This window comes from Hallerella porci (assembly GCF_003148885.1).
Taxonomy (GTDB): Bacteria; Fibrobacterota; Fibrobacteria; order Fibrobacterales; family Fibrobacteraceae; genus Hallerella; species Hallerella porci.
This window is the reverse complement of the sequence record NZ_QGHD01000006.1, coordinates 106,032-130,503: the sequence shown is the minus strand read 5'-3', so window position 1 is coordinate 130,503 and position 24,472 is coordinate 106,032. Positions and strand designations below refer to the sequence as shown.

The following is a 24,472-nucleotide window of genomic DNA, read 5'->3' as shown; positions in this document are numbered from 1 at the left end:
CACTTGTATCGCCTGGTTCCGTCCTTGCGGACGGACCACTTGACAACCGTTTCGGACTTGCAGTCGGGACACGCGATATGGCAGCCGAGCTTCTCGTGCAGGAAGGCGTCTATGGTACTGTTCCCGGCGGGACTCTCCTCATGGCTTTCCTTGTGGCCGATGGAGGCGAGGAACGCCTTGCGGGACTTCTTGTCCAGTCCCATGTACATCTGCCTGAGCAGGGCTATCTGTGGCGCAATCTCGTCCATCGCCACAAATATACATTTTAGTGATGACAAATTATGTCATTTTAAACTTGTCAACAACCATTTGAGGGAACAGAGCCTTTCGATAACGTCGAAATCCAATGCGTTGGAATTGGAACTCGAATCATCGCTGCAAGCGCTGAGCCCAAAAAGCGCTGTTGCGCCAAGCGCAATCGCTGCTGATTTTATTCCCAAGTGAAGTTTCATAATGACTCCGATTTTGAAATTCTTACAAAAGAATGTAACAAAAAAAACGCTTCGTCTAGCGTTTTAGTAAAAATCTTAAAAAAGGGAGATTTTGAATTCAAAATTTCGCGCAAGCACATCAAAAATTTACCGCTTTAGAAATTTGCATTTAAACTGCCGAAGGCGGAGCACGGCGCAGCCGTGCGCACTTACTTTTTCATTCCTCATTATACAAGAAACGCTCCGCAAAGCGGAGCGTTTCTTGTTTGCAGTTTTTTCTGCGACGTGAGCAAAATGCCCTCGGGCGTTAGCCGAGGGCGTTTGCGAGAGCGAGCGCTTACTACACGTTCTTTATGCGATTAGCGCGTGCGGTCTTTACATGAGCAAAACGCCCTCGGTGTTAAACCGGGGGCATTTGCGAGAGCGAGCGCTTACTACACGTTCTTTACGCGATTAGCGCGTGCGGTCTTTACGTGAGCAAAACGCCCTCGGGCGTTAGCCGAGGGCGTTTGCGAGAGCGAGCGCTTACCACATGTTCTTTTATGCGATTAGCGCGTGCGGTCGTATTAGGTGTGTGCGTCCACCCATTCAGCGTTCTTACGGCAAGCTTCAACAGACTTGTTGAATGCTGCCTTTTCTTCGTCGTTCATCTTGACTTCGAGAATCTTTTCTACGCCGTTTGCGCCGATCACTGCCGGCACGCCGCAGTAGAGACCCTTCACGCCATACTGGCCGTCGAGCTTCGCTGCACAAGAGAAGACGCTCTTCTTGTCGAGGAGGTAAGCTTCTGCCATGTGGATTGCGGAAGTTGCCGGGCTGTAGAATGCAGAACCGCGACCGAGAAGATTCACGATTTCGCCACCTGCGCCAGCGGTACGCTTAGCAAGTTCTGCGAACTTTTCTTTGCTCATGAGCTGCGGCAAAGGAATGCCACCGACAGAAACGCATTCGTAAATGGAAACCATCGTATCGCCGTGGCCGCCCATCACGAGAGCCTTCACGTCTTCGACAGAAACGCCGAGTTCGTCTGCAACGAAGCAAGCGAGACGTGCGGAGTCGAGAACGCCAGCCATACCGATGACCTTGTTCGCCGGGAGACCAGACTGCTTCTGCATATTGTAAACCATCGCATCGAGCGGGTTCGTAATCACGATAACGAATGCTTCCGGAGCATTTGCCTTAATCGCTTCTGCAACGGTCTTGATGACGCCGCAGTTCTTGTCCAGAAGGTCGTCGCGGCTCATGCCCGGCATACGCGGGAAACCAGCTGTAACGATAACGACATCTGCGCCCTTGATTGCAGAATAATCGGTAGAACCCTGCAGATCCACAGAAGAATTGATCACAGAGCGACCTTCCTTAATGTCGAGAGCCTTGCCCTTCGGCATGCCCTGAGTCATCGGAATATCAATTAAAACGACGTCGCCGAGCTGCTTCTGAGCGAGCACGAGAGCCATTGTACCACCAATTTGACCTGCGCCAACGAGGGCGATTTTCTTTCTAGCCATATTAGACCTTCCTTTTAGGTTTTGAACGTAAAATAGCAATTTTTGTAACAAAAAAGGCTATAAAACAAAGAATTTTTCCTCGGAAAAGATTTCGAAAGGATAAAGCGTTTTAATTATTGGAATTCCGGTGCAATCGTGCAAATGGCAGCAAATCCGTGAAGGCCGTGGAAGCCGATTTGAATGCGGAAAAAATACAAATCCGGCTTGCGGACGCGGATACCAAATCCCCAAGAATTCAATAATTTTTCGCCGTCCATCCCATACCAGTGCCGCCCGTACATGACATATTCGTCGAAGAGAACTCCGTCGACTAAGCGGTCAATTGGCCAACGATATTCTACCGAAATTCCTTTGAGCGCATAATCGGTGTAACGCCGCGTATAACCGCGGAGCGGGAATGTTCCGCCCGCATTTAAGAAGGCATTGAACGGAGCACCGCCTTCTTCCATTTCCCACATTTGCCGTAAACGGAATTGCACCGCCAAAACGCGACGGTTTAAAAGAGTCTGCTGAATATTTTCGGGGCGCCAAAGTCGAAGAGTTTCTTCCCAAGAAAAGTCCGTGTAAAATTTTCGAAATTCGCGGGCTTCTTTGACAGAAAGTCCATATTGCGAATTATCCTTTCCCAAGTAAAAATAATGCTGGGCGACAAAATCAAATTTTTGATAATCGTGATTCCAATCATTTGCGCCCGGTCGCACATGAGCGCCCGTATAATCGGTTACATTCACATAAGTCCACGTTGTAGAAATGCGCGAACCTTTCGTCGGGACAAATGGCGCATCGGTATTGTCGTAAGTTAAAGTGAGCGAGAGCGGAATTTCGTAATGATTTTGGTAAAAGCCGCGGGCATTTGGATCAAAAATCGGATGATAACGGAGAATGGTATCTTTCACATCGGGATAATCGTAAAGGTTGCGTTCTACGCCGACTTGCGCTTGCACATCCATATTGCGCACGTACGGCAGCGAATGCCCGACGCGGAATTGCGCAGAATACGTCGAATCGGTATAAACAAACGGTTCATCGTTATCGTGAAGAGTAAGCGATCGCGGAATAGAATATGCAGCATCGCGGTCCATTTGCCAATCGAGTCGTCCTCCAGCGAAAAAATCCGAGCCGAATAAATTTCGTTTTGTATAACGCACCGAAAATTTCAAATCGCTGTTTACAAATAGCGATGCATTCGCCACGAAATAATCCTTCTCCAAAATCATATTGCGGTGACGATATTCTAAACCGAGCATTGTTTTTGTGCCGGGCTTAATGTTAAAAGTCGGATAAAGAAAAATGTTTTTGTTTTCGCCAAACGCAAGCGCTTCTGCGCTTTTTTCAATCACATCGTGCTTGCTCGCATAACGAATCGGCGCTGCGAGCGGGTAAACGAGAATATCGAGAACCGGTTGCACAATATACGTGAGCGGATGCTTCAAGTAATCGGTAAATTCTTTTTCTTCGCTTAACGAATCCGCGTAAGTCGAATCCGTCGCCGCCATCGAATAATCTGCGGGCGCTTCTTCTGCGACGAGAAGAATCGGCAACAAAAGCAATATGCAGAAAATTCGAACTATCATGCGCCCATAAATTAGAAATTCAAATGAAGACGCGTTCATTTTTTATCGCCGACTTCGCGCTTTTTGTGATTTAACTATCTTTTGCCGCGTGAAATTTTCAAAAGGTGTAATTGACGGACTTCCGATTGGAATTGGATACTTTGCAGTGTCCTTTTCTTTTGGAATTGCCGGTTCAAAAATTCTTTCGTGGCCTCTCGTCACATTGATTTCGATGACAAATTTAACGTCGGCGGGTCAATTTGCGGGCATTCAAATTATGCAGGCCGCGGGCACATTTCTCGAAATGGCAATCGCTACATTTTTTATCAATTTGCGTTATTCGCTGATGGCGATTTCACTTTCCCAAAAAGTTTCGCCTTCTTTTAAAACGCCGCAGCGTTTGCTTTTGAGTTTTGCGATTACCGATGAAATTTACGCACTTGCGATGACGCAAAAAGAACGCGTGAATCCGATTTATTTTCTCGGGCTTTCGACTCTTCCCTATGTCGGTTGGTCACTCGGCACTTTGAGCGGAGCAATCGCTGGCGAAGTCCTCCCCGCTATTTTGACGAATGCGCTCGGCGTCGCTCTCTACGGCATGTTCGTTGCGATTGTCGTTCCGCAGATGAAATTACACAAACCGACTTGCATCGCAGTCGGCATCGCAATTCTTTTAAGTTGCGCTTTCCGCTATGTTCCCGTTTTTCAAAATGTGTCTGCGGGCTTTGCGATTATTCTTTGTGCGGTTTCAGCCTCTCTTCTCTGCGCAAAATTTTTCCCGATTAAACGCGAGATGGCTTCATGAATTTGCACGCATTTTGCATTTATCTTTTCACGATGACAGGGGTCACTTATCTCTTGCGCGCGCTCCCGTTTATTCTCCTCAAAAAAGAATTGAAAAGCGAATTTTGGAATTCTTTTTTGGCGTATATTCCTTATACGGTTTTAGCCGCAATGACCGTGCCCGCGATTTTTTACGCAACTGAACATCGTCTTTCGGGAATTGCTGCTTTTATCGCAGCGGTTACAGCTTCTTTACTCGGACGAGGTCTCGTTATCGTCGCCTGTGCGGCAACCGCAGCCGTTTTATTTGTGGATGGAATTATTTTATGAGAGGTAACTTATGAGCACATCTCGAGAAAACTGGAGTTCAAAACTCGGTGTCATTCTCGCTGTCGCCGGAAGTGCCGTCGGACTCGGAAACTTTTTGCGTTTTCCGGTTCAGGCTGCAACAAATGGCGGCGGTACATTCATCATTCCGTACTTAATCGCATTCTTGATTCTCGGCATTCCACTTTCGTGGATTGAATGGACTCTTGGGCGTTATGCGGGAATTCTGCGTCACGGCACATCGCCGAGCGCATACGATAAAATCATCGACCGTCCGTGGGGAAAATATCTCGGTTCTCTCGGACTTTTGCCGCCGTTATTTATTATCTGCTATTATGTTTTCATCGAATCGTGGATTTTAGCTTTTGCTTGGTATTCCCTCACGGGAAAGCTGATGGCTGTCGTCCAAGCGGGAGAAATTACGCAATTCTTTGGAAATTTTATTTCGCTCCAAGAAAAAATCGGTTCCATTCCTGCGGCGATTTTCTTCTTTGCGATTACGTTTATCTGCAACATGGTCGTGATTCTTCTCGGAGTCCGCAAAGGAATTGAACGGGCGAATAAAATTTCGATGCCGATTCTCGTCATCATGGGAATCATCCTCGTTATCCGCGTTCTCACTCTCCCCGATATTAGTCACGGTCTTGCGTTTATGTGGAACCCCGATTTTTCGGCGCTTCTCAATCCGAAAATTTGGCTAGCCGCTGCGGGACAAGTCTTCTTTACGATGAGCCTCGGCATGGGCATTGTCTTCTGCTACGCTAGTTACACAAAACGCCACGATGACATTGCGCTCTCTTCGCTTTCGGCGGGTTCTGCAAACGCCTTCGCCGAAATTATTCTCGGCGGCACCATTGTGATTCCGCTCGCGGTTATCGTCATCGGATCGAATATCGAAGAATGCGCCAAGATGGGAACTTTTGGACTTGCGTTCCAAAGTATGCCTCTCGTTTTTGGAAAGCTTCCGCTCGGTTCTCTCTTTATGACGATTTGGTTTACAATGCTTTTTATCGCAGGCGTAACCAGTGCCATTTCGATTATTCAACCGCTGATTAGTTTCTGCGAAGACGATTTGAAAATTTCACACAAAAATTCCGTCCTTACCGTCGGAACGGTTTCGTTAATCGGTGGCATTATTGCGATTGCAGGCCTTGCCGCCGGAGCCGTTGAAGAACTCGATTTCTGGGGCGGCAGTTTCTTCCTCGTCGTTTTGGGCGCTGTACAAGCTCTCATTTTCACCATCATCCTCGGGAAAAAACGCCACAGACGCGATTCGATTGGATTTGAACTTTTGAACGATGGCAGCGCCATTCGTCTTCCGAAATTTTTCCGCATTATCATCCGCTTCGTTTGCCCCGCAGCTCTCATCCTTCTTTTGGTCGCGTGGATTGTTCACGACGGTTGGAATGTGCTCACGATGAGCAATATTAAAGAGACCGCAGAAGCGAATTTCTTCGGCTTTACGATGAGTCAAAGAAGTTTCATTTTAGGCTTCCGCATTTTCTTGCTCGCTCTCATCGGACTTTTGAATGGAGCCATTTGGTATGCGTGGAAGAGCGGCCGCGCACAAAAACATCGGAGGATTCACTAATGAATTTAACAACTGGCGGAATCATTTTTATGACTTTTTCTTGGGCGGCAATTATTGCATTAAACGCATTTTGCTTTTACAAGATTTTCAAAAAGCCTAAAAAATAATTCCCTGTCAATTCTTCGGCGCCTGCAATCGCAGGCGTTTTTTGTTCGCAATTTTTACTAATTTAAAATCATGAATACGATCAAAAATATCGTCGTCGCCGGCGGAACTCATGGAAACGAACTCACCGGCATTAAAATTTATCAGAAATGGGCAAAAAATTTTTCCGCTTATCAAGAAAAATGCCCGTCTGCAAAACTCGAACTCGTCCACACGAACATCGAAGCTTCTACAGTTTGCCGTCGTTATGTGGACCGCGATTTAAACCGCAGTTTTGCGAATCGACTTCTCGCGCTCAAAAATCCAACCGCTTACGAAATTCGTCGGGCGCAAGAATTGAATCTTCGCTTTGGACCGAAAGGCGAAAACACAAAAACCGATCTCATCATCGATGTGCACAACACGACTGCGAATATGGGCGTGTGCTTAATCCTTTCGACGCGCGATCCGTTCACGATGCGCGCAAGCGCAGAACTCGTTTACGAATTTCCGAATGCGTTCATCTATTATCAGCCCGAAGAACGCGGCGAATCGCCGTATTTCGGAACGATTGCGAAAGCGGATATTTGCTTAGAAGTGGGTCCGCAGCCGCACGGCACGTTAGACGCAAAACTTTTCTTCGAAACCGAACAAGTCGTCACTCGTTATCTTGAACTTGCCGAAGAATGGAACCGCGGCACTTTACAGCAAAAGCCCAAAAAGAAAGTCGATGTTTACACGCAATTTAAAGACATCGATTATCCGCGCGATGCCTTCGGCGAAATTACCGCGATGGTGCATCCGAATTTGCGCGAAGCCGACTATCAAGAAGTCAAACCGGGCGATCCGATTTTTATGACCTTCGACGGCAAAGATGTTCTTTACGATGGCGAATTTCCGGTGCATCCGATTTTCATCGATGAAAGCGCTTACTACGAAAAGAAACTCGCAATGAGTCTCACCACCAAAACGACCGAGGAATGGTAATGTCCGAAAATAACGAAGAACTTTTCACGCCGTCTACCGACGAAAAAATTCAATCCGTCCTCGCGTTAATCGAAGAACAAAAAAATTCTCCCTACGAATCGCGCTTCGACGAAATCCTCGACGGCTTCGAAGATTTTTTAATGATGCGTCCCGACCCGCCAAAAGAATGGCAAGAACGCTTTAATGCCTCGGGCAAAAAATTTGATTATTGGCAAATCGTTTTGCCGCAAGATTTCCAAGATCCATTCGAAGATGACCTCGGCAATATTCGCCGTCTGCGAAATGAATTTGCCGACACAAAACCGTCGATGGCTTTGGAACATTTATTGATTTCGCGGAATTATTTCCTCTACGAAAACGGACACGCCAAACCGATTCCTGCGCCGCGTCCGATTTTAATGCTCGAAAGCATGGACGACGAAAAATCCAAAATCGATTGGGATTGTTGCTTCACCCTTTTTGCCGACGGCAGTTTTTACGCCTACAATTTGGATCAAGATGACGAAGAAGAACTCGGCGAAGATTTTCAAGCCATTCTGCAAAAGCGTCTCGGCATCCTTTCGGAAATGCGTTTAATCGTCCCCGCAGAAGGTCGCGATTATGGGATTCTTCACAGTTAAACGCTGCGCAAAAATTCTTCTGAGTGGCGCCGTTTTTTCAACGAGTGCATTCGCTGCATTTATTCAAAAACCGATTCCGCCTTCCGCCGAAAAAAATTTTTTTCTCGATGCGAACGGCGACGGTTTTGCCGATCAAGCAGAAATTATTTTCCTCGGCAATTTTTCGAAAGAAAGTTTAGATTCTTCGATTAAAAGCATTTCATTTTATTTTCCAAATCAAAACGGACTCGATGAAAAGATCACAATCCCAGCCCGCGAAATTTTATGGGATTCATCCGCGGCGAATAAACTCATTTTCAAAATTCCGCAAGATAAAAATTTAGCGTTGCAAAAAACTGCGCTTTCCGAAAAATCGAAAACCGCCGAAATTCTTTTCACCGATTCGACGACGATGTCCGTCAAGATGAAAGAAAAATTGCCGCCGAAAATCACAAGCGCCATTTTAACTGCGCACGAACACGGCAAAGATTCTCTCACCATTCAATTTAGCGAGCCCGTTTTCGTTGCCGGCGCTGTCGCCAATTCGCCCGCAGAAATTTTCGAATACAAACACGAAAATTTTACGAAGCCGCTCACCGCATCGCTCGAATGGAAAGCGGACCATTTCGCTGCGATTGCCGTGTGGAATCATCAAGAAGGATTTCCGGCATCCGGCGATTCTTTGAGAATACTTCCCCGCTCTTTGCGCGATTCTTCGGGAAATTTCAACAACAATTCTTTCACAAAAATTTTTGGCAAATTGCCGATTCAATTTCGCACAAATTCTCTAGCGACAATTCTTCCGAGCGATACCGCAAACCGCACACCGATTTTCGAACGCATTTTTTCCACTAGCGAAAATCATCCGAACGAAAATGAACTCGGCATCGCATTGGAAATCGGCGACGAAGATTTTCGCCATTATTTAATGGAAACGACGAGGCTTCCGCTCGATTCGATTGCGGCAAATGATTTATCCATTTCGATTTCATTTCAAATTTATACGCGCGCAGGCGAATTTGTTACCGCGGTGCATTCGAAAACAAATTGCGTTGACGAACATTTTTCAAACGGAAATTGTCTTCGTGAAAAGCAGACATTTTTCCTGCGGTGGAATGCGTTAGCGAGCAACCGCGAAGCCGTTGCGACCGGAGTTTATCTCGTTCGCTATTCTCTTCTCATCCGTTACCAAGAAAAAATTCTTTGGAAAAATGAAAATTCCATTGCCACTTGGGGCGTAAAAAGGATTTCAAAATAAATGGAAGCTTTCGAGCGCGAAATTTACAAGCACTACTTTCAAGTCGGCGGTTTCCGTCCGATGCCCAATCAAACCAAAACGGTTGACCTCGATTTTCTTCTCGAAAATTACGAGGCCTTTTTCTTTGATGCGTTCGGCACATTTTATTGCCGCGATAATTTTTTATATCCCGGCGCCGTAGCGATGTATCAAAAAGTGCGCCAAAGCGGAAAGCCGATGCGACTCGTGACAAATGCAGCATCGTCTGCGATAGAAAAAATGGTTGAACATCTTGCGCAATTAAAAATTCCTTTTGCCGCGTCTGAAATTATTTCTTCGGGAACTCTTTTTGAAAATTTAGCGAAAGAACAAAAAATTCGCGAAGCATTTTACATTGGAAAAGAAGACGGCAAAGCGCATTTAATGCAAGCGGGAGTTTCCATCAGCGATTCGCCGAAAGAAAATACCGTCATCATTTCGTCACAAGGAAAATCCGAATTCATTTGGGAAAATGCTCTTCGCATTTTACAGAAGCCAAACGCCAAACTGATTGTTTTAAATCCCGATGCGTGGGCGCCCCGCAATAACGGAAACCGCGAAGGAGTTTCGGGCTGTTATGCGCATCGCCTTTTTTTAGAAACGCATCCGCAAGTTTTTTATCTCGGGAAACCGTTTCGTGAAATTTTTGAAAAAGCAAAAAATTCTCTTCCGCAAAAAATGAAAATCATCATGATCGGCGATACTTTGGCAACCGATATCGGCGGCGCGATGAACGCAGGAATTGACGCGGCAATTCTTTTAGGACGCAATCAACCCGAAAAAGAATTTCAAGCGGATTCTGAATTTTTACAAGTGCAACCAAAATACATATTGCAGCTGCGCGACGACGCAACTGCAATAAAAATTTAACTCCGAGCTTTTTTAATTTCTCGTTTTCACCAAGTAAATTCCTTTGGTAGGAACGGAAATTTGCGCATCGTTTCCGCTATAAATTTTGGTGCCATTTAAATTGTAAACCGAAAGATTTTTGCACGCGGCATTTAAAATTCTACCGTCTTGAATTTCCACTTTGGTAATGCGGACTCGATTTTTCACAATCGCCGTTTTTGCCATTTCCACGAGTTTCATCGAACTGTATGGAATTTCTGCTTGATACAATTTTAATGTTCCGTAAGGCACATAAACTTTTGCATTTTCAGAGATAGCATTGAATGCGCTTTGGGAAGTCACAGGCGGTTCCGCTGCAAAAATCACAATGCTATCTAAATTTGGATTATTGGCAAAAGCCGAAGCTTCAATACTCTTGATATTTTTAGGAATCACGACGCTCTTTAAATTTTTGCATGTTTCAAATGCGCTTTCCGAAATCGTCTTAATCGAATCCGGCAGTTGAATTGACTTGAGGCCCGAAGAGCTAAACGCCTTCGCTTCGATGCGCGTAATATTATTCGGCAAAGTAATTGAAGTCATTAGAGACGCATCCCCTGCAAATAATTCGGGAATCGCCGTCATCGCCATCGATTCGGGCATATCAATTTTCAAAATTTTTTCGCTTGAAAAACCAAATGGTGACATCTCCATTGTCTTTAAACTTTTCGGCAATTTGATATACTTCAAATTTCTGCACCAAAATACAGCATTCGCTTCAATCGTTTCGACGCCTTCGGGAATAATTAAAGAATCTAAATCCGAGTTTCCGATAGCGTTTGTCTTAATCGTTCTAAGCGATTTCGGCAAAGTGAGCGATGTGTATTTTAAATTATTCAAAGCGTAATTTCCAATTTCTGTAATACCTTCTTTCACCACAATTTTTTTCACGGAATCTGCAGCCAAATACCAAGGAGTAGAAGCAATATCATAATCAGGAATTGCGCCTTTTCCGCCAATCGTTAAAATTTGATTTTTTAAATCATAATCGAAATAAAGCGAATCATTTACCGCAAAATGAAGTTGCCAATTCAACTGATGCCAATTTTCGGAAGCGAGCTTCAAAAAATTTTGTGCGCCATCAAAACTTTCAAATTGAAGCGAGAGCGCACTGGGATTTTTAATTTTCCCTAATAATTGCAAAGTAATGTTGGCAGATTCATCATCAAAATAAATCGTTTTTAAATTCGGATAGCTGTTAAAAACATCGGCATCAATTGCGCCCATTGGAGAATTTTTAAATGCAATCGTCGTCGCATTTTTTTCTTTTCCCGTTTTAAATGCCGATTCTTCAATCGGATTTTCAAAAAGGTTGCGGTTGGTTTCAATCGTTAAAATCTTTTTCGATTCATTATAATCCAAATTCGTTTTAACCGCTTCAACAGAAATGTTAGAATACGAAGATGAATTCAAAGCCGTCTTATATTTTTCCACTAAACTCGAATCCACACACAAGCACAAGCAAAGGAGCGTTATGCGACTGAAATAGAGAAGCAAAAGCGTTCTCCACATTCGTATAATAAGAATCGCTTAAAAGAACTAATTTTTGAATATTTTTTTCGTTAACCGCCAAAGTTGCAATTTCTTTCACCCCCGCAGGAATTTCTAAATAAGCCAAAGAAGTATCTTGTATAAACGCATTCGATTTAATTTTTTTTAATTTGCTCGGCAACTTTGCATACTTTAATGTTGGACTATTCGAAATTGTCCATCCTGGTAAAGAATCAATGTTGTTTGGGAATTTAAGGTATTCTAAGTTTGTTCTAGACTGAATAAAATCTTCACTAATTGTTGTCAATGAATTCGGCAGTTCTAGCGTTTTCATTTCCATAAACAACTGACTAAATTTGCTTCCAATTTTGGTAATCCCTTCTTCTAATACAACGTGGGCAATATTCCAACCAGCCCACATATATCTATCTGGTTCAATAAATTCTCCATTGCCGCTAAAAACAATCGTGCTGTCTTCAGGTATAAATTTCCAATTCAAATCGCCATAAGTTCCCGTTTTGGTTTAGCAAAAAGCCAATGCCGAGAACGCAGATAGCGCCAAAAACATGAAAATGATTTTTTTCATTTCTCCTCCTTTTTAAGGAATTTTTACCGCATTGAAGAATTTCCAATGCGTTTTGTTTTTTCAACTGTTTGTGAAAAATGCTTACCGCAAATACCGTAAATTGCCAATTAAATTCGGCACGAAATTTGCAAGGGGGGGGGTAACGTAAGCATAAAATGAAGTTAATAATTCATTTTCGTTTTGTCAATTAAAAAAAGAAATTCAAGAAGTTCTTCATTCTAATTTTTCATTCCTTTCTCCTAATTTTCCCCAATTATTTCTTACCTTTTTGTAATTTCTTAAAAAAATTTCCTTTTTTCGCAAAAAACTATTATATTGTGTCTTTCCTCCCGCAACACGGGAAAACACAACCGCCCAAAAAACTTTGGACCGGTTTTTTTGTTTTTCCTTCACACGGGAAAAGGATGAGAACATGACCGACAGAAATAAACATCTTTTACGTCTCGCCGACTGGAGCGAGGAACGCATCCTCGAAACGGTCGATATCGCCATTCGCCTGAAAAAAGAAGTCCACAACGGACAGTATTCCGATCGTCTTCACGGTCAGAATATCGGCATGTTCTTCGAAAAACCTTCTCTCCGAACCATTACGACTTTCCAAGTGGGCATGAATCAGCTCGGCGGTTCTGCCGTGCTCCTTTCTCCGGATTCCATCGGACTCGGTAAACGCGAAAGTATTCACGATGTAGCGTGCTGCCTTTCTCGTTGGGTGAACGCTTTAGTCGTTCGCTGCTTTAAGCAAGAACTCGTCGAAAAACTCGCCGAATACGGTTCCATTCCCGTGATCAATGCTTTAACCGACGATTATCATCCGTGCCAAGCTTTTGCTTTTGCTCAAACGATTAAAGAACAAATCGGCGATTATGCGGGCAAAACGATTGCGTTTATCGGCGATGGCAATAACGTTGCCAATTCTTTCCTCGTTCTCTGCGCCAAGCTCGGAATGAACTTTACTCTCGCTTGCCCCGAAGGCTATGAACAGCCGAATTCCGTCATCCGCGAAATGGAACCGCTCTTTAAAAAGCGCGGCACCCAATACCGCGTTTTCCACGACCCGAAAGAAGCGGTCAAAGACGCCGATATTCTTTATAGCGATGTTTGGGTCAGCATGGGTCAAGAAGGCGAAAAAGCGACAAAGCAAAGTCACTTTTTACCTTTCCAAATCAACGATGATCTTTTGAAACTCGCACCGGCACATTGCAAAGTGAGCCACTGCCTCCCCGCTCACCGCGGCGAAGAAATTACGGATTCGGTGATGGATAATCCCAAAGTCAATTTGGCATTTGAAGAAGCCGAAAACCGTTTACACGCTCATAAAGCTGTGCTTTGGCAGTTGCTGTAACCGATTTTAAAAATAGAGAACGCAGAATCCGCGGCGAAGCCGCGGATTTTTCTTTTCTGCGCCGAAGGCGCCACCCTTTAAATTCCTTCTCGTTTCTAATTCTCAATCATTATTGTTTATATTTAAAGCAACGTTCTCTTTGAGGTTTCCTTGATCCGTTTTTCTTTGCTCGTTCTGCTTTCTGTTTCTGCGCTTTTTGCTCAGATTCAATTTCCGCATGGTTCAGGCGTCGTCGATATTACGAAGCCTCCTTATAATGCAAAATCCGACGGAAAATCCGACGTTACCGAAATCATTCAGCAAGCTTTGGACGATCACGCAAACGGCGATTATATCATTTATTTGCCAAACGGAATTTACCGCATTTCGCGTCAATTAAGTTGGCCGCAAGCCGACAAAGAAGAAGATTCTTACCGCAGAACAATTCTTCAGGGCGAAAGCATGGGCGGAACGCACCTCATCATGAGCGATAACGCCTACGGCTTTGATAATCCCGATGCGCCGCGTGCAATGCTTTATACCGGCATGGGAAATTATGCGCACAATCGAAATGCTATCCGCGATTTGACTCTGCACACGGGAAAAGGAAACCCCGGAATTATCGGCGTTCGTTTTAACGCAAACTATCAAGGCACCCTTCTCAATTTGAAAATTTTCGCAGACGACGGCAATGGCGTTGCGGGAATCGATATGAATTATACCGATAACATCGGTCCGCTTTTTGTGAAGAATGTGGAAATTCACGGATTTGATGTAGGCATTCTCACGGGATTTCCGATGTATGGAATGACCTTCGAACACATTACCCTTTTCGGGCAAAAAAAATACGGCATCGAAAATCACGATCAAGTTTTAACGATTCGCAATTTGCGGAGCCATAATGCGGTCCCCGCTGTCGTCAATTACGGTGAAAATGCCCTGCTCACGATGATCGGTGGCGCACTTGAATACACCGGAAAAAAGAAAGCAAAATTTGCCGCCATTTATAACGAAGGATTTCTCTTTGCCCGCGACATCGCAACAAGTCGCTACGCCAAAGCGATTGACGATCGCGGTCCCGCTTCGGGCGATGGCGTCGAAGGTTCTGAAATCATCGAATATTCTTCGGACTTGCCGACGAACCTTTGCCATTCCCCGCTTTATTCGTTTAAACTTTTGGCGGCAGAAACATTGGTCCCGATGGAACAATCCGCGGATCAATGGGTCGGCATTCAAGGCGATTACGGTGGAACACAAGGCACCGGTTCCGATGACTCGAAAGCGATTCAGCAAGCGATTGATGACGGCGCCGAAACCATTTATTTCCCGCCCGGAGGTCGCTACACAATCAACAAAGATATTCACGTTCGCAATCGCGTCCGCCGTTTAATCGGAACGGAAGCGACTATCGATGGCACCGGGAAATTCATCATCGAAGGCAGCGCATTTAAAGAAATTACAATTGAACGCTTTGGTGAATTTGGCGCAGGAATTTTGCACAAATCTCCGCAGACTTTAATTCTAAAAAATATCAAAATCAAAGATTACGAAAGCGAAAAAGGCGCTGGCGATTTATACATCGAAGACGCAAATATCAATCACATCGTAATCAATTATCAGCGGGTTTGGGCGCGCAGCCTTTACATGGACAATGACCGCAAAACAAAAATTGAAAACAACGGTGGAACTCTTTGGGTTTTGGGTTTAACCGCAAACAACGGCAACACGGTTTTGCACAACCGCGCTCACGGCGAAGCAGAACTCATCGGCGTCCACGTCATTTCAAACCGCAAAGCAAAATATTTTCCAATGTTCGTCAACGATTCGGCGAGCATCTCTGTCGAAGGCCTTCGCGAAACTCTTATTCAAGGAAATGCTTTCCCCAAAATCGCCGAAGAAACCCGCAACGGTTCAACGAAAACTTTGACTTCCGAAGATTTGCTCAAAAATCCTTCGGGCGGAACGATGATGACTCTCTTCGTCGGTTACATTCCCAAAGTCGGTTCAAACGAACCTCCCGAAGTTGAAGGCGGATCCGATTTGATTTTACTTCAAAACGATATTGTGAAACTTTCGGGAAAAGTTTACGATGACGGTCGCGGCGCCAAAGGCTATTGCAAAGATCCAGTGCAATGGAAAAAACTTTCGGGCCCGGGACGCGTTGTCTTCTCGAACGAAAAAGATTACGAAACCGATGTTTCCTTCTCGTATAGCGGACGCTACAACATCACATTTACCGCAGACGATGGCGAATTCAAAGCGAGCGATACTTCGCGCATTTACGTTTTCGATTTGCGGACAAGTACCCGCGACCACAGCGGAAACGGCGTCGCTTCGGGACGCGGCATGGACACTTGGATTTCGGAATTTGATAGTTACACGCCGCACGGCGACGATTCGCTTTTGCAAATCGGTTACAGCAAAGAAGGCGCAAGCGCCAAAGTCTATTTGAAGTTTGATATTTCGGCTGTGCCCGGTCCGGTTTCGGATGCAGCCCTTCAACTCTTTATGCCGCCCGATCCGCGTTACAAGAACAAGAAGAAGCCCGTCGAATGGAATGTCTTCGGCCTTTTGGAAGAACCCGGAAAAGATTTTGGCGACGGCATGGCACCTGTCGATTGGCAAGAAACCGAACTCACTTGGTATTCGGCGCCCGCAAACCAAGACGGTCCAGGCGGAGCATTTGTACAACGGAAAAATCGCGGCGGCGGAATAGATCCGCGCTACACGACATTCCTCGGAACGATTAAACCGAATCCGGATTCTCCATTCGGCACATTCATTAAAACTTCAAGCCTTACCGACTTTATGAAACGCAAACATAAGTCGCAGCTTTACACATTTATTTTGACCGCAGTCGCTCCGAGCGATTCGAGCTATTTCATTTATTCGCGCGATGCCGGGAAAGCGCTTGCGCCCGTCCTTTACATTAGCTACTTTGATTCGAACCGCACCGTGAGCGGCGCCGTCACCGAAAGCGCAATTCAACTTTCGAAAGTCAACATCAACATCGTTTCTCTCGATTGCAATTTTGATTTGACCATCGGCGAACCGCAATTTGTGAAAATTGAAATTTTCAATGAAGCCGGAAAATTCATCCAGCAGATTTGCGGACGCGAACTCGAAAGCGAAAAGAAATACACTTTCACATTCAAAGCGAAAAACTATCCCACCGGAAAATACACGCTCAAAGTTTCGGGGGAATCGTTTAGCAAAGAAGAAAAATTTTACATCTTGAATTAAGGTGAATATGAAGCACGCATTTTTGAAAATTCTCCCCGCATTTGCAATCGCACTCATCGGCTGCGGAAGCGACAGCAGTTCTTCGCCGAATGAAGATTCGTCAAGTTCTGAATCCTCGTCGTCGGTTTCTTCTAGCTCGTTCTCGAACCGTTTGGATGTGGCGTACGCCGACACTCTCAGTGCGGACACGCTGCGCCTCACTCCGCAAGATTCGCTTTTTTCGGCGTACAAACTTTTCCTCGGCGAATATCCAACGGGAACGCGCATTCAAATCGTCGCCCAAAAGAAAGGCGGCAACGCGGACTCGCTTTTTGTCCGTGAAGAAGAAGGCGAAATTCTTTATCCGGAATATTTTACGGTCGATGCAAGCGGCGACACAACTTATAACACGCAAAATTTTTACAGCCGTCTCGGAACCGATGAATATTCCGTAACCAATTTCATCACGACGCATGCGGGATTTTACTACGTCGATATTCCGCACGTAAGCCTCGACAAAGATTCGAGTTATTCCATTCGCATCGCGGCGCATGTGAAGCCCAGTTATTACAGCTATGTCGGCGATACGGCTGCGTTCCAAGTGACCCTCGGCGATACTGTCCGCGGCGTTTTCCTTCTCGGAAATTCTGCCGATAGCGCGTGGGCAAAATTCGAAGCGAAAATGGGAAAAAGCATCAACATCAACATTTCCGGAACATCTCTTAACGAAATGATTTTGCGAAACGACAACAAAAAAATCGCCGCTGGAAATTCGATTAACGAACAAATTCTTCCCGAAAAAGATGCGAATTATTCCGTCGCCATTTTCCCGCAAAAATTCCCGAATTATAAAACGGGATTTTACGGTTACTTCACCGTCGCGACGACGAGCCGCGATCTCGGCAAAGGCGAATATTTTGCGAATCCGGATTCCATTCAAAAAGTCGGCGATACGTTAACGATTGTCCGCGAAAAAAATGACGCCGCCAAATATTATCTGCGTCAAGAACAATATGTGTGGCTCGCCAAATTAGCCAAAGGCGATACGATTCAAGTTTTCCACAGCATCGAAGGCTATTATTCGGATGCAAGCTATCCGGCAACTTATACCATCTTAAATAGCAAAGGCGATTCGGTCGCAACCATTACAGAAACCCGCCCGCAATTCGTCGCCACTTCTGCAGGCGATTACTACTTGCATTACGTCCGCTTAAATTCTCCACCGAAAACGAGCAGCCAAGAATTGACTTTGCACACATCGATTCGCCGTTTGAATTATGTGAAAAAATTCTACTTCTACGACGAAGAACACGATAAAGTTTTTGAAAAAATCGCGACGCATTTAAACGATACGCTGGTCTTTGCCAATCTCGCTCTGCGCGTGGAACCTTCGGACGTGAGCAATTATGCGCGTTGGTTTATGCCTTGCAACGATTTGGACTTTATCCAATCGGCTTATTCGAGCGAACAATGCAAATCCCGCGGAAGCGAGCAGCTTTTGAGCACGAATCAAGTGATTCTCACGAGTAATTCCGACGTCATCGGAGAAACTTTCCGCTTAATCGCCGAAAGCAAAGCCGATCCGCGCGCTCGTGACACGATTACCGTGTACATTGGCGAATAATTTTACTATCTTTACCCCGCCGTTTCGCCGCGCCAAGCTCTGCCAGTGATTCGGTTTTAACTAAAGAGCTTCCTTTCGAGGTACAAATGTCTACTTATCGTGGACCAAAAGCTAAGGTCGCCCGCTCTCTCGGGCTCGCAACCACCCCTAAGACCCAAAAGGTTCTGGACCGTCGTAAATTCGGTCCGGGTCAACATGGCCAGGATCGCAAGAAGTCTGCTTCCGTTTACAAGCAACAGCTCGTCGAAAAGCAGCGCCTTCGTTTCACCTACAACATTTCCGAAGCTCAGATGGCGAAGACTTATGCCGAAGCCAACCGTCGCGACGGTTCTGCTGGTGATAACTTGATGGTTCTTCTCGAAACCCGCTTAGACGCTCTCGTCTTCCGCATGGGTTTTGCTCGCACCATTTTTGCAGCACGTCAGTATGTCGCTCACGGTCATTTCTCCGTGAACGGTGTTCGCAGCTTCTCTCCGAGCCGCCTCATCAAGGCTGGCGACGTGATCGCTGTCCGCGAACGTTCGAAGAATCACGTTCAGATTAAGGAAGCTCTGGAAAACGCTCCGGCAGCTCCGGAATATCTGTCTGTGGATAAGGATAAGATGGAAGGCAAGTTGGTCGCAACACCGCTTCGCACTCAGATTCCGGTTCAGCTCCAAGAACAGCTCGTGGTCGAATACTACTCTCGTTAATTTCGAATTTTCGAGTTCAGAAAAACGGACTTCTTCGGAAGTTCGTTTTTTTTATGCAAATTTTTTTCGTTTTTATTATCGCATCACGAAGCAGTAGCTTCGTCTTCACTTCGAATTATTTACGCGTCCAATACAGCGCAAAGTGCAGCGACCGCTTTTTTCATTTTGCTTTCGGGGAGAGAAGAATAATTGATGACAAATTCGTGCACCGAAGGTTTCGCAACGGTGTAATAATCCGAAAGCGCCCGTAAATGCACCCCCTTTTGAGCGGCGCGCTCGCAGAATTCTTCATCGCTTAAAGGCGTGTTTACTTTTAAAATGAAATGCAAGCCCGCATCTTCTTCGGAAATTTCAATCGCATTTTTTAAACGACTTTTGCGAATGATTTCAAGCAAAAAATCGCGGCGGCTGCGGTAAAAATTCCGCATGCGGTTAATGTGTTTTTCGTAGCGACCGCTGCCGATATATTCCGCAAGCACATACTGTTCCAAATTCGAAACGGTGCATGTGTAAAACGAAAATTCATCGCGAAATTTTTCCGCTAAAGTTTTCGGCAAAACCATATAACCGACGCGCACAGTCGAAGCGAGAGTCTTCGTAAATGAATTGATGTAAATCGTTTTTTCTTGCACATCAATACTTTGAAGCGAAGGAATCGGACGCCCGACCATACGAAATTCACTGTCATATTCATCTTCGACAATGTAATGATTGCTCGATTTTGCAGCCCAACTTAAAAGCTCATAACGACGACTCACCGGCATCACTTTTCCCGTGGGGAAATGATGCGAAGGCGAAATGTGAATTACATCGGTACAAGTTTCTTCTAATTGATCCAAGCGAATTCCCGATTCATCGAGCGGAATAAAATTGCAAACGACTCCGAGCTTCCGATAAATTTTTGAAATTTTACTGTAACCCGGATCTTCGACACCGTATTTTTTATCGAAGCCGAGAAGCTGCACAAGCCAAGCGTAAAGGCAATCTGTTCCGGCACCGACGACGATTTGCTCGGGCGAAACGCGCAGACTCCGAAATTCCAAAAGCATTTTTGCAATCGCTTTGCGTAACGCAAGAACGCCAGAATTCGGCGAACGTTTGAGCAAATCATTTTGCTTTTCGCACAAAGTTTTTCGCGTTAAAGTCGCCCATGTAGAAAACGGAAAGCTCGATGCTTCGGCTTGATTATCGACAAAGTCAGCGATATAGCGCGGCGTTTTGACTTCGCCCATTTTCGATTCGCGGGATTCAGGAATGGGAGAAAATTTTGGCAGCGCCGCATTTTTCGTCCGAATGGAAGAAACAAAAAATCCTTTTCGCGGAAGAGTGTAGATGAAACCTTCGGCGAGTAATTGCGCATAAGCATTTTCGACGGTGATGACGCTAACGCCAAGCGATTGAGCAAAGGACCGCTTCGACGGCAATTTTTCTTCGGCGGGAAGCTTCCCCGATAAAATATCGTTTCGAATCAAACGATACAAAAAATGATAAAGCGTATCGTCACCCGCTTGCGTCATATCGTAACTGAGCATAAAACCTCAAAAAATCTGACTTTAATCTGACCTTAAACTGAATATACTAAAATAATTGAAAATTGAACATTTGAAAAGGTCAATAAATCAACTAATTTATGCGTGAAAATTGCGGAATATCCGCGCAAACAAAGGAGAATCATCATGGCAGAAGAAAACCGTTACGAATTGAACAAGAACTTGGCTCAAATGCTCAAGGGCGGCGTCATCATGGACGTCACCACTCCGGAACAAGCAAAAATCGCTGAAGCCGCTGGCGCTGCTGCTGTGATGGCTTTGGAACGCATTCCTGCAGACATTCGCGCAGCCGGCGGTGTTTCGCGCATGAGCGATCCGAAAATGATCAAAGGCATTCAAGACGCCGTCTCGATTCCGGTGATGGCAAAATGCCGCATCGGTCACTTTGTCGAAGCACAACTTTTGGAAGCGATTGAAATTGACTATATCGATGAAAGCGAAGTACTCTCCCCTGCTGACGATGTTTTCCACATCAACAAGCACGATTTTAAAGTGCCGTTTGTCTGCGGTGCGCGCGATCTCGGCGAAGCTCTCCGCCGCATTGAAGAAGGTGCATCGATGATTCGCACCAAAGGCGAACCGGGAACTGGTGACATTGTGCAAGCCGTGCGCCACATGCGTTTAATGAATCAAGAAATCGCACGCATTTCGTCGATGCGCGAAGATGAACTTTTCAACCGCGCAAAAGAATTGCAAGTTTCGTATGCGCTCGTCAAATCGGTGCACGATAACAAGCGTCTTCCGGTTGTCAATTTCGCAGCGGGCGGTGTCGCAACTCCGGCAGATGCAGCACTCATGATGCAACTCGGCGCCGAAGGCGTCTTTGTGGGCTCGGGAATTTTCAAATCCGGAAATCCGGCAAAGCGTGCTGCGGCAATCGTGCAAGCGGTTACCAATTACACCGACGCAAAACTCATCGCAAAACTTTCCGAAGATTTGGGCGAAGCGATGGTCGGCATTAACGAACAAGAAATTTCGTTGCTCATGGCAGAACGAGGCAAATAATGCCCCCAAACAATACACCACTTATCGGCGTATTGGCGGTTCAAGGAGCATTTGCCGAACACCGGCAAATGCTTGCAAAACTCGGAGTCAACACTTTTGAAATTCGTCAGTTGAAGGATTTAGACCGCGAATTTGACGGACTCATTCTCCCAGGCGGCGAAAGCACCGTTCAAGGAAAACTTCTCCGCGATTTAGGACTTTTTTCTCCGCTGCAAGAACGCATTCAAAACGGACTTCCGACTTTTGGAACTTGCGCAGGCCTCATTCTTCTCGCCGAAAAATTGAGCAACGATAAAAACACCTATTTCGGAACTCTCCCCGTCACAGTAGAACGCAACGCTTACGGGCGTCAGCTCGGCAGTTTTTATACCGAAGAAAATGTCGAAGGAATCGGAAAAATTCCGATGACATTTATCCGCGCACCGCAAGTCGAAAGCGTCCGCGATGGCGTGAAAATTTTGGCAAAAGTAAAAGGTCAAATCGTCGCCGTTCAATACCAGAAGCAACTCGCGATTTCATTTCATCCCGAACTTTCTTCTGACTTGAGCATGCACCAATACTTTCTAAATCAGATCGTCGGGAAGCACTAGATTTTTGTATCTTGTTCCCGATGAAAATTTTCACTCCGATTCTCGCTTTTCTTTGTCTCGTTTGCGTTCTCGTATTTGACGCTTGTTCCGATACAAATGCTCACGACGATTACAGTTTTGAACGCGCCGTTCAAGATCTTTCCATTTTGCGCGGCTGTTCTAGTAAAAGCGATTCATCGACTTACTGCTATCAACTGCGCTGGAGAATTCCCATCGAAACGGAAAATCTTCAGCGTTTTCATATTTGGGTAGATACTCTTTACGTGGACGATTCCACGACGAGTGTTCCGAGCGGAGCCAAAGAACATTCCATTCAAGTCGCCTTTCAAAATCCCGAAAAACTTTACGACACTCTTGACCTTACCAAATATGTGAAAGATTATTTGCACCAAGACAGTTTAGCGATTGCCATTTGGTGCGAATACGCAGACAATGTCCGCTCGGGAGATGTGCAACATATCTTTGTGCATTTTGGTGATGACTTGCCGCCTTCTCTCGTAACGATTACCGATTCCGTTTGGACAACAGGCGTCGCAATCGATTGGGCGCGGCCCACCGATCAGCGGGATTATTACGCGCCCGAAAGTCTTTCGGGACCCATCGCCGGCTACAATGTGCTCCTTTGGGCCGAAAATGAAAATCAAGATTTGCGCCGCGTCAAAGTAAAAATTACGCATCAAGGAAAATCGGATTCTCTCGGCAATGAATTGTGGAAAAGACATCACCGTTTCCGTTTTACAAATGATTCTCTTTGGATTGACACCACCTCGCAAGGCGACGCTTCGAAAAATTATTTGCGTCTCGCTGTTTTAGACGGCAAAGGATTTGACTTTTCAGCGGATAGTGCAAACCGATTCCGCATGATTATCGAAGGATTAAGCCCCGAAAGCAATTATACGATTGGAATTATCGCATGGGATTCTGCGGGAAACGCATCGGGAACAGGTTCCGTCGAAACGAATCAACTGTTTATGACGACCGATCGCATCGCTCCGCTCATGCCGAAAACTCTCCGTTACGAAACCGATTCTCTAGGCAAAGCCACTCTCGATTCGAACCGAATCATCCTCTTTTGGGCGCGAAGCGCTGACCCTCTTTCCGATACCAGCCGAATTACCGCCGACTCGATTTTGCATTACCCGAATGATTGCTTCGAAGGGCTCTGCTACCGCCAAGTAAAAAAATACGAAGTCTGCATTTGGAACGGAAAATCGTGGGAAGTGGCGGCAGGTGCCGGCGGCATGTCCGAAGAAAAATACACGAAGTCGTATAAAGTTAGTGGCGACTCGATGGCAGTATCCGCAACGGGCGAATACGTCACCGATACCATTCGTTGGATTGTGCCGAAAGATACCGTCATTCTCCGCATCCGTTCGATGGATTCTTCGGGCTATTATTCGAAAGCGCTTACCGATACCATTTACGTTTCCGAAGGTCCCGAAGCCGACTTAAATTGCCCCGAAGGATTTGTCCCCGTCCGCACAAGCGATACGACGCGTTTCTGCATCGAACAATTTGAACACCGCGATTCCGATAGCACCTTTGCCCACGGCGTTCTCTATAGCGAAGCGGTCGCCGGCTGCGAAGCGATGAGCGCAAGCGGCTTCACCATTTCCCTTTGCAAATCCGCCGATTGGAAAGCTGCGTGCATGGCTCAAGGGCGTTCGTCTTACGGCGTCATCGAAGACGGGGATTTTTCTGCCACCGAATTCTTGTATAAAAATTGCGGTGTCGGCTCGGACGATTCCACTCTTGCGCTGGATATGAAAAAGCGGAACAAACTCTGCGTAAGCCCCGACGGTATCCGCGATCTTTCGGGCGGCTTTCAAGAATGGACAATCGGTCCCTCCGATACGATGCTCTACGTTCTCCGCGGTTCAAGCTACGTCTATTACACAGGAAGTTCCCGCGAATCGCTTTCTAAATGCACGACGTATTCGCTCCCGAACCGCTCCCGCGCCGGCTACACGCAAGACACCGTTTACCTTTACCGCGAAGGCACAAAGGTTGATACGAGTTACACCCTCGACACCGCCCGCACCCTCTACAAGAAACTCACGAAAAAAGATTTCAAAGATTCGATTCAAATTTTCAAAGTATCTTCTGCCGATGGGGATTCGCTCGGCGAAGATTATGCGCCATTAACCGAATACAAAAAAGGCGGCAAGAAATGGCTCGAAGAATTGGCGGGCAATTTGAAATACGAAGCGATTCGCACCGAAGCCGTTTTCTTTACCGGCGAAAATAAAAAGTACAAAGGCGCCGCTGCATTCTACACCGACCCCTCGATTTCCTACCGTTGCTGTGCGTATAAAGAATGAGAAATGAGTGCGCACCGCTCTCCTAATTCCTAACTATTTCCGT

Annotated in this window: 22 protein-coding genes; 14 read left to right on the top strand and 8 right to left on the bottom strand. The window is 45.8% G+C overall.

All coding sequences use genetic code 11. The annotated features are described in order from the left end of the window. From B0H50_RS13595 to B0H50_RS04945, 4 genes are all read right to left on the bottom strand, one after another. Window positions 1–248: hypothetical protein (locus tag B0H50_RS13595; RefSeq protein WP_146193678.1), on the bottom strand; the 248-nt coding region annotated here is incomplete at its 3' end. 36 nt (window positions 249–284) lie between these two features. Then, on the bottom strand, window positions 285–452 hold the full coding sequence (locus tag B0H50_RS13290; RefSeq protein ID WP_158275879.1) for a hypothetical protein: 168 nt from the start codon (window positions 450–452) through the stop codon (window positions 285–287). A 545-nt stretch (window positions 453–997) separates the two neighbouring features. Further along, a complete protein-coding gene (gene mdh, locus B0H50_RS04950) occupies window positions 998–1,939 on the bottom strand; it encodes a malate dehydrogenase (RefSeq protein ID WP_106197339.1) in 942 nt (313 codons plus the stop codon). A 113-nt stretch (window positions 1,940–2,052) separates the two neighbouring features. Beyond that, the gene (locus B0H50_RS04945) at window positions 2,053–3,513 is read right to left on the bottom strand and encodes a BamA/TamA family outer membrane protein (protein WP_158256405.1); all 1,461 of its coding nucleotides are present in this window, start codon (window positions 3,511–3,513) and stop codon (window positions 2,053–2,055) included. Window positions 3,514–3,601: 88 nt separating this feature from the next. Here B0H50_RS04945 and B0H50_RS04940 point away from each other — a divergent pair, with 88 nt between their 5' ends. The 7 genes from B0H50_RS04940 (at window position 3,602) to B0H50_RS04910 (ending at window position 10,009) form a co-directional block, all read left to right on the top strand. Next, a complete protein-coding gene (locus B0H50_RS04940; RefSeq protein WP_109587335.1) occupies window positions 3,602–4,297 on the top strand; it encodes an AzlC family ABC transporter permease in 696 nt (231 codons plus the stop codon). Between the two features lie 32 nt (window positions 4,298–4,329). Continuing rightward, a complete protein-coding gene (locus B0H50_RS04935; protein ID WP_233244513.1) occupies window positions 4,330–4,605 on the top strand; it encodes an AzlD domain-containing protein in 276 nt (91 codons plus the stop codon). 10 nt (window positions 4,606–4,615) lie between these two features. Beyond that, window positions 4,616–6,193, top strand: a complete 1,578-nt coding sequence (locus B0H50_RS04930; protein WP_106197335.1) for a sodium-dependent transporter — start codon at window positions 4,616–4,618, stop codon at window positions 6,191–6,193. 177 nt (window positions 6,194–6,370) lie between these two features. Further along, on the top strand, window positions 6,371–7,264 hold the full coding sequence (locus B0H50_RS04925; RefSeq protein WP_106197334.1) for an aspartoacylase: 894 nt from the start codon (window positions 6,371–6,373) through the stop codon (window positions 7,262–7,264). Then, the gene (locus tag B0H50_RS04920; protein WP_106197333.1) at window positions 7,264–7,884 is read left to right on the top strand and encodes a hypothetical protein; all 621 of its coding nucleotides are present in this window, start codon (window positions 7,264–7,266) and stop codon (window positions 7,882–7,884) included. Before B0H50_RS04925 ends, B0H50_RS04920 begins: the two co-directional genes overlap by 1 nt. Then, window positions 7,865–9,121: a hypothetical protein gene (locus B0H50_RS04915; RefSeq protein WP_109587333.1), complete on the top strand. Its 1,257-nt coding sequence runs from the start codon at window positions 7,865–7,867 to the stop codon at window positions 9,119–9,121. Before B0H50_RS04920 ends, B0H50_RS04915 begins: the two co-directional genes overlap by 20 nt. Continuing rightward, window positions 9,122–10,009, top strand: coding sequence for an HAD-IIA family hydrolase (locus B0H50_RS04910; RefSeq protein WP_106197331.1), 888 nt, complete (start codon window positions 9,122–9,124; stop codon window positions 10,007–10,009). Between the two features lie 12 nt (window positions 10,010–10,021). Here the strand turns inward: B0H50_RS04910 and B0H50_RS04905 are convergent, their stop codons facing one another. The 3 genes from B0H50_RS04905 to B0H50_RS04895 all read right to left on the bottom strand — a co-directional run bounded on the left by B0H50_RS04905 (window position 10,022) and on the right by B0H50_RS04895 (window position 12,497). After that, window positions 10,022–11,476 carry a leucine-rich repeat domain-containing protein gene (locus B0H50_RS04905; protein WP_158275878.1) on the bottom strand — a complete coding sequence of 485 codons (1,455 nt, stop codon included), beginning with the start codon at window positions 11,474–11,476 and terminating at the stop codon, window positions 10,022–10,024. Then, on the bottom strand, window positions 11,448–12,017 hold the full coding sequence (locus B0H50_RS04900) for a leucine-rich repeat domain-containing protein (protein WP_146193677.1): 570 nt from the start codon (window positions 12,015–12,017) through the stop codon (window positions 11,448–11,450). Before B0H50_RS04900 ends, B0H50_RS04905 begins: the two co-directional genes overlap by 29 nt. 300 nt (window positions 12,018–12,317) lie before the next feature. Continuing rightward, window positions 12,318–12,497, bottom strand: a complete 180-nt coding sequence (locus tag B0H50_RS04895) for a hypothetical protein (protein WP_106197329.1) — start codon at window positions 12,495–12,497, stop codon at window positions 12,318–12,320. Between the two features lie 19 nt (window positions 12,498–12,516). Here B0H50_RS04895 and argF point away from each other — a divergent pair, with 19 nt between their 5' ends. The 4 genes from argF to rpsD all read left to right on the top strand — a co-directional run bounded on the left by argF (window position 12,517) and on the right by rpsD (window position 18,963). Next, a complete protein-coding gene (argF, locus tag B0H50_RS04890; protein WP_106197328.1) occupies window positions 12,517–13,446 on the top strand; it encodes an ornithine carbamoyltransferase in 930 nt (309 codons plus the stop codon). Window positions 13,447–13,596: 150 nt separating this feature from the next. Then, entirely contained in the window at window positions 13,597–16,668 is a 3,072-nt protein-coding gene (locus tag B0H50_RS04885) for a glycosyl hydrolase family 28-related protein (RefSeq protein ID WP_109587329.1), read from the top strand. A gap of 7 nt (window positions 16,669–16,675) precedes the next feature. Beyond that, window positions 16,676–18,271: a hypothetical protein gene (locus tag B0H50_RS04880; RefSeq protein ID WP_109587328.1), complete on the top strand. Its 1,596-nt coding sequence runs from the start codon at window positions 16,676–16,678 to the stop codon at window positions 18,269–18,271. Window positions 18,272–18,357: 86 nt separating this feature from the next. Further along, complete coding sequence (gene rpsD, locus B0H50_RS04875) at window positions 18,358–18,963, top strand: 30S ribosomal protein S4 (protein ID WP_106197325.1); 606 nt, start codon at window positions 18,358–18,360, stop codon at window positions 18,961–18,963. Between the two features lie 119 nt (window positions 18,964–19,082). Here rpsD and pdxR read toward each other — a convergent pair whose 3' ends face one another. After that, window positions 19,083–20,495 (bottom strand): MocR-like pyridoxine biosynthesis transcription factor PdxR, encoded by a 1,413-nt coding sequence (gene pdxR, locus B0H50_RS04870; RefSeq protein WP_106197324.1) that lies wholly within the window; start codon window positions 20,493–20,495, stop codon window positions 19,083–19,085. Window positions 20,496–20,639: 144 nt separating this feature from the next. Between pdxR and pdxS the strand changes: the two genes are divergently transcribed. From pdxS to B0H50_RS04855, 3 genes are read left to right on the top strand one after another with little or no spacing between them, the layout of a single operon-like run. Next, window positions 20,640–21,518 carry a pyridoxal 5'-phosphate synthase lyase subunit PdxS gene (gene pdxS, locus B0H50_RS04865; protein WP_106197351.1) on the top strand — a complete coding sequence of 293 codons (879 nt, stop codon included), beginning with the start codon at window positions 20,640–20,642 and terminating at the stop codon, window positions 21,516–21,518. Further along, complete coding sequence (gene pdxT, locus B0H50_RS04860; RefSeq protein ID WP_106197323.1) at window positions 21,518–22,108, top strand: pyridoxal 5'-phosphate synthase glutaminase subunit PdxT; 591 nt, start codon at window positions 21,518–21,520, stop codon at window positions 22,106–22,108. The genes pdxS and pdxT overlap by 1 nt, the downstream gene beginning before the upstream one ends. Window positions 22,109–22,128: 20 nt before the next feature. After that, on the top strand, window positions 22,129–24,429 hold the full coding sequence (locus tag B0H50_RS04855; RefSeq protein ID WP_109587327.1) for a fibronectin type III domain-containing protein: 2,301 nt from the start codon (window positions 22,129–22,131) through the stop codon (window positions 24,427–24,429). Window positions 24,430–24,472: the final 43 nt, after the last annotated feature.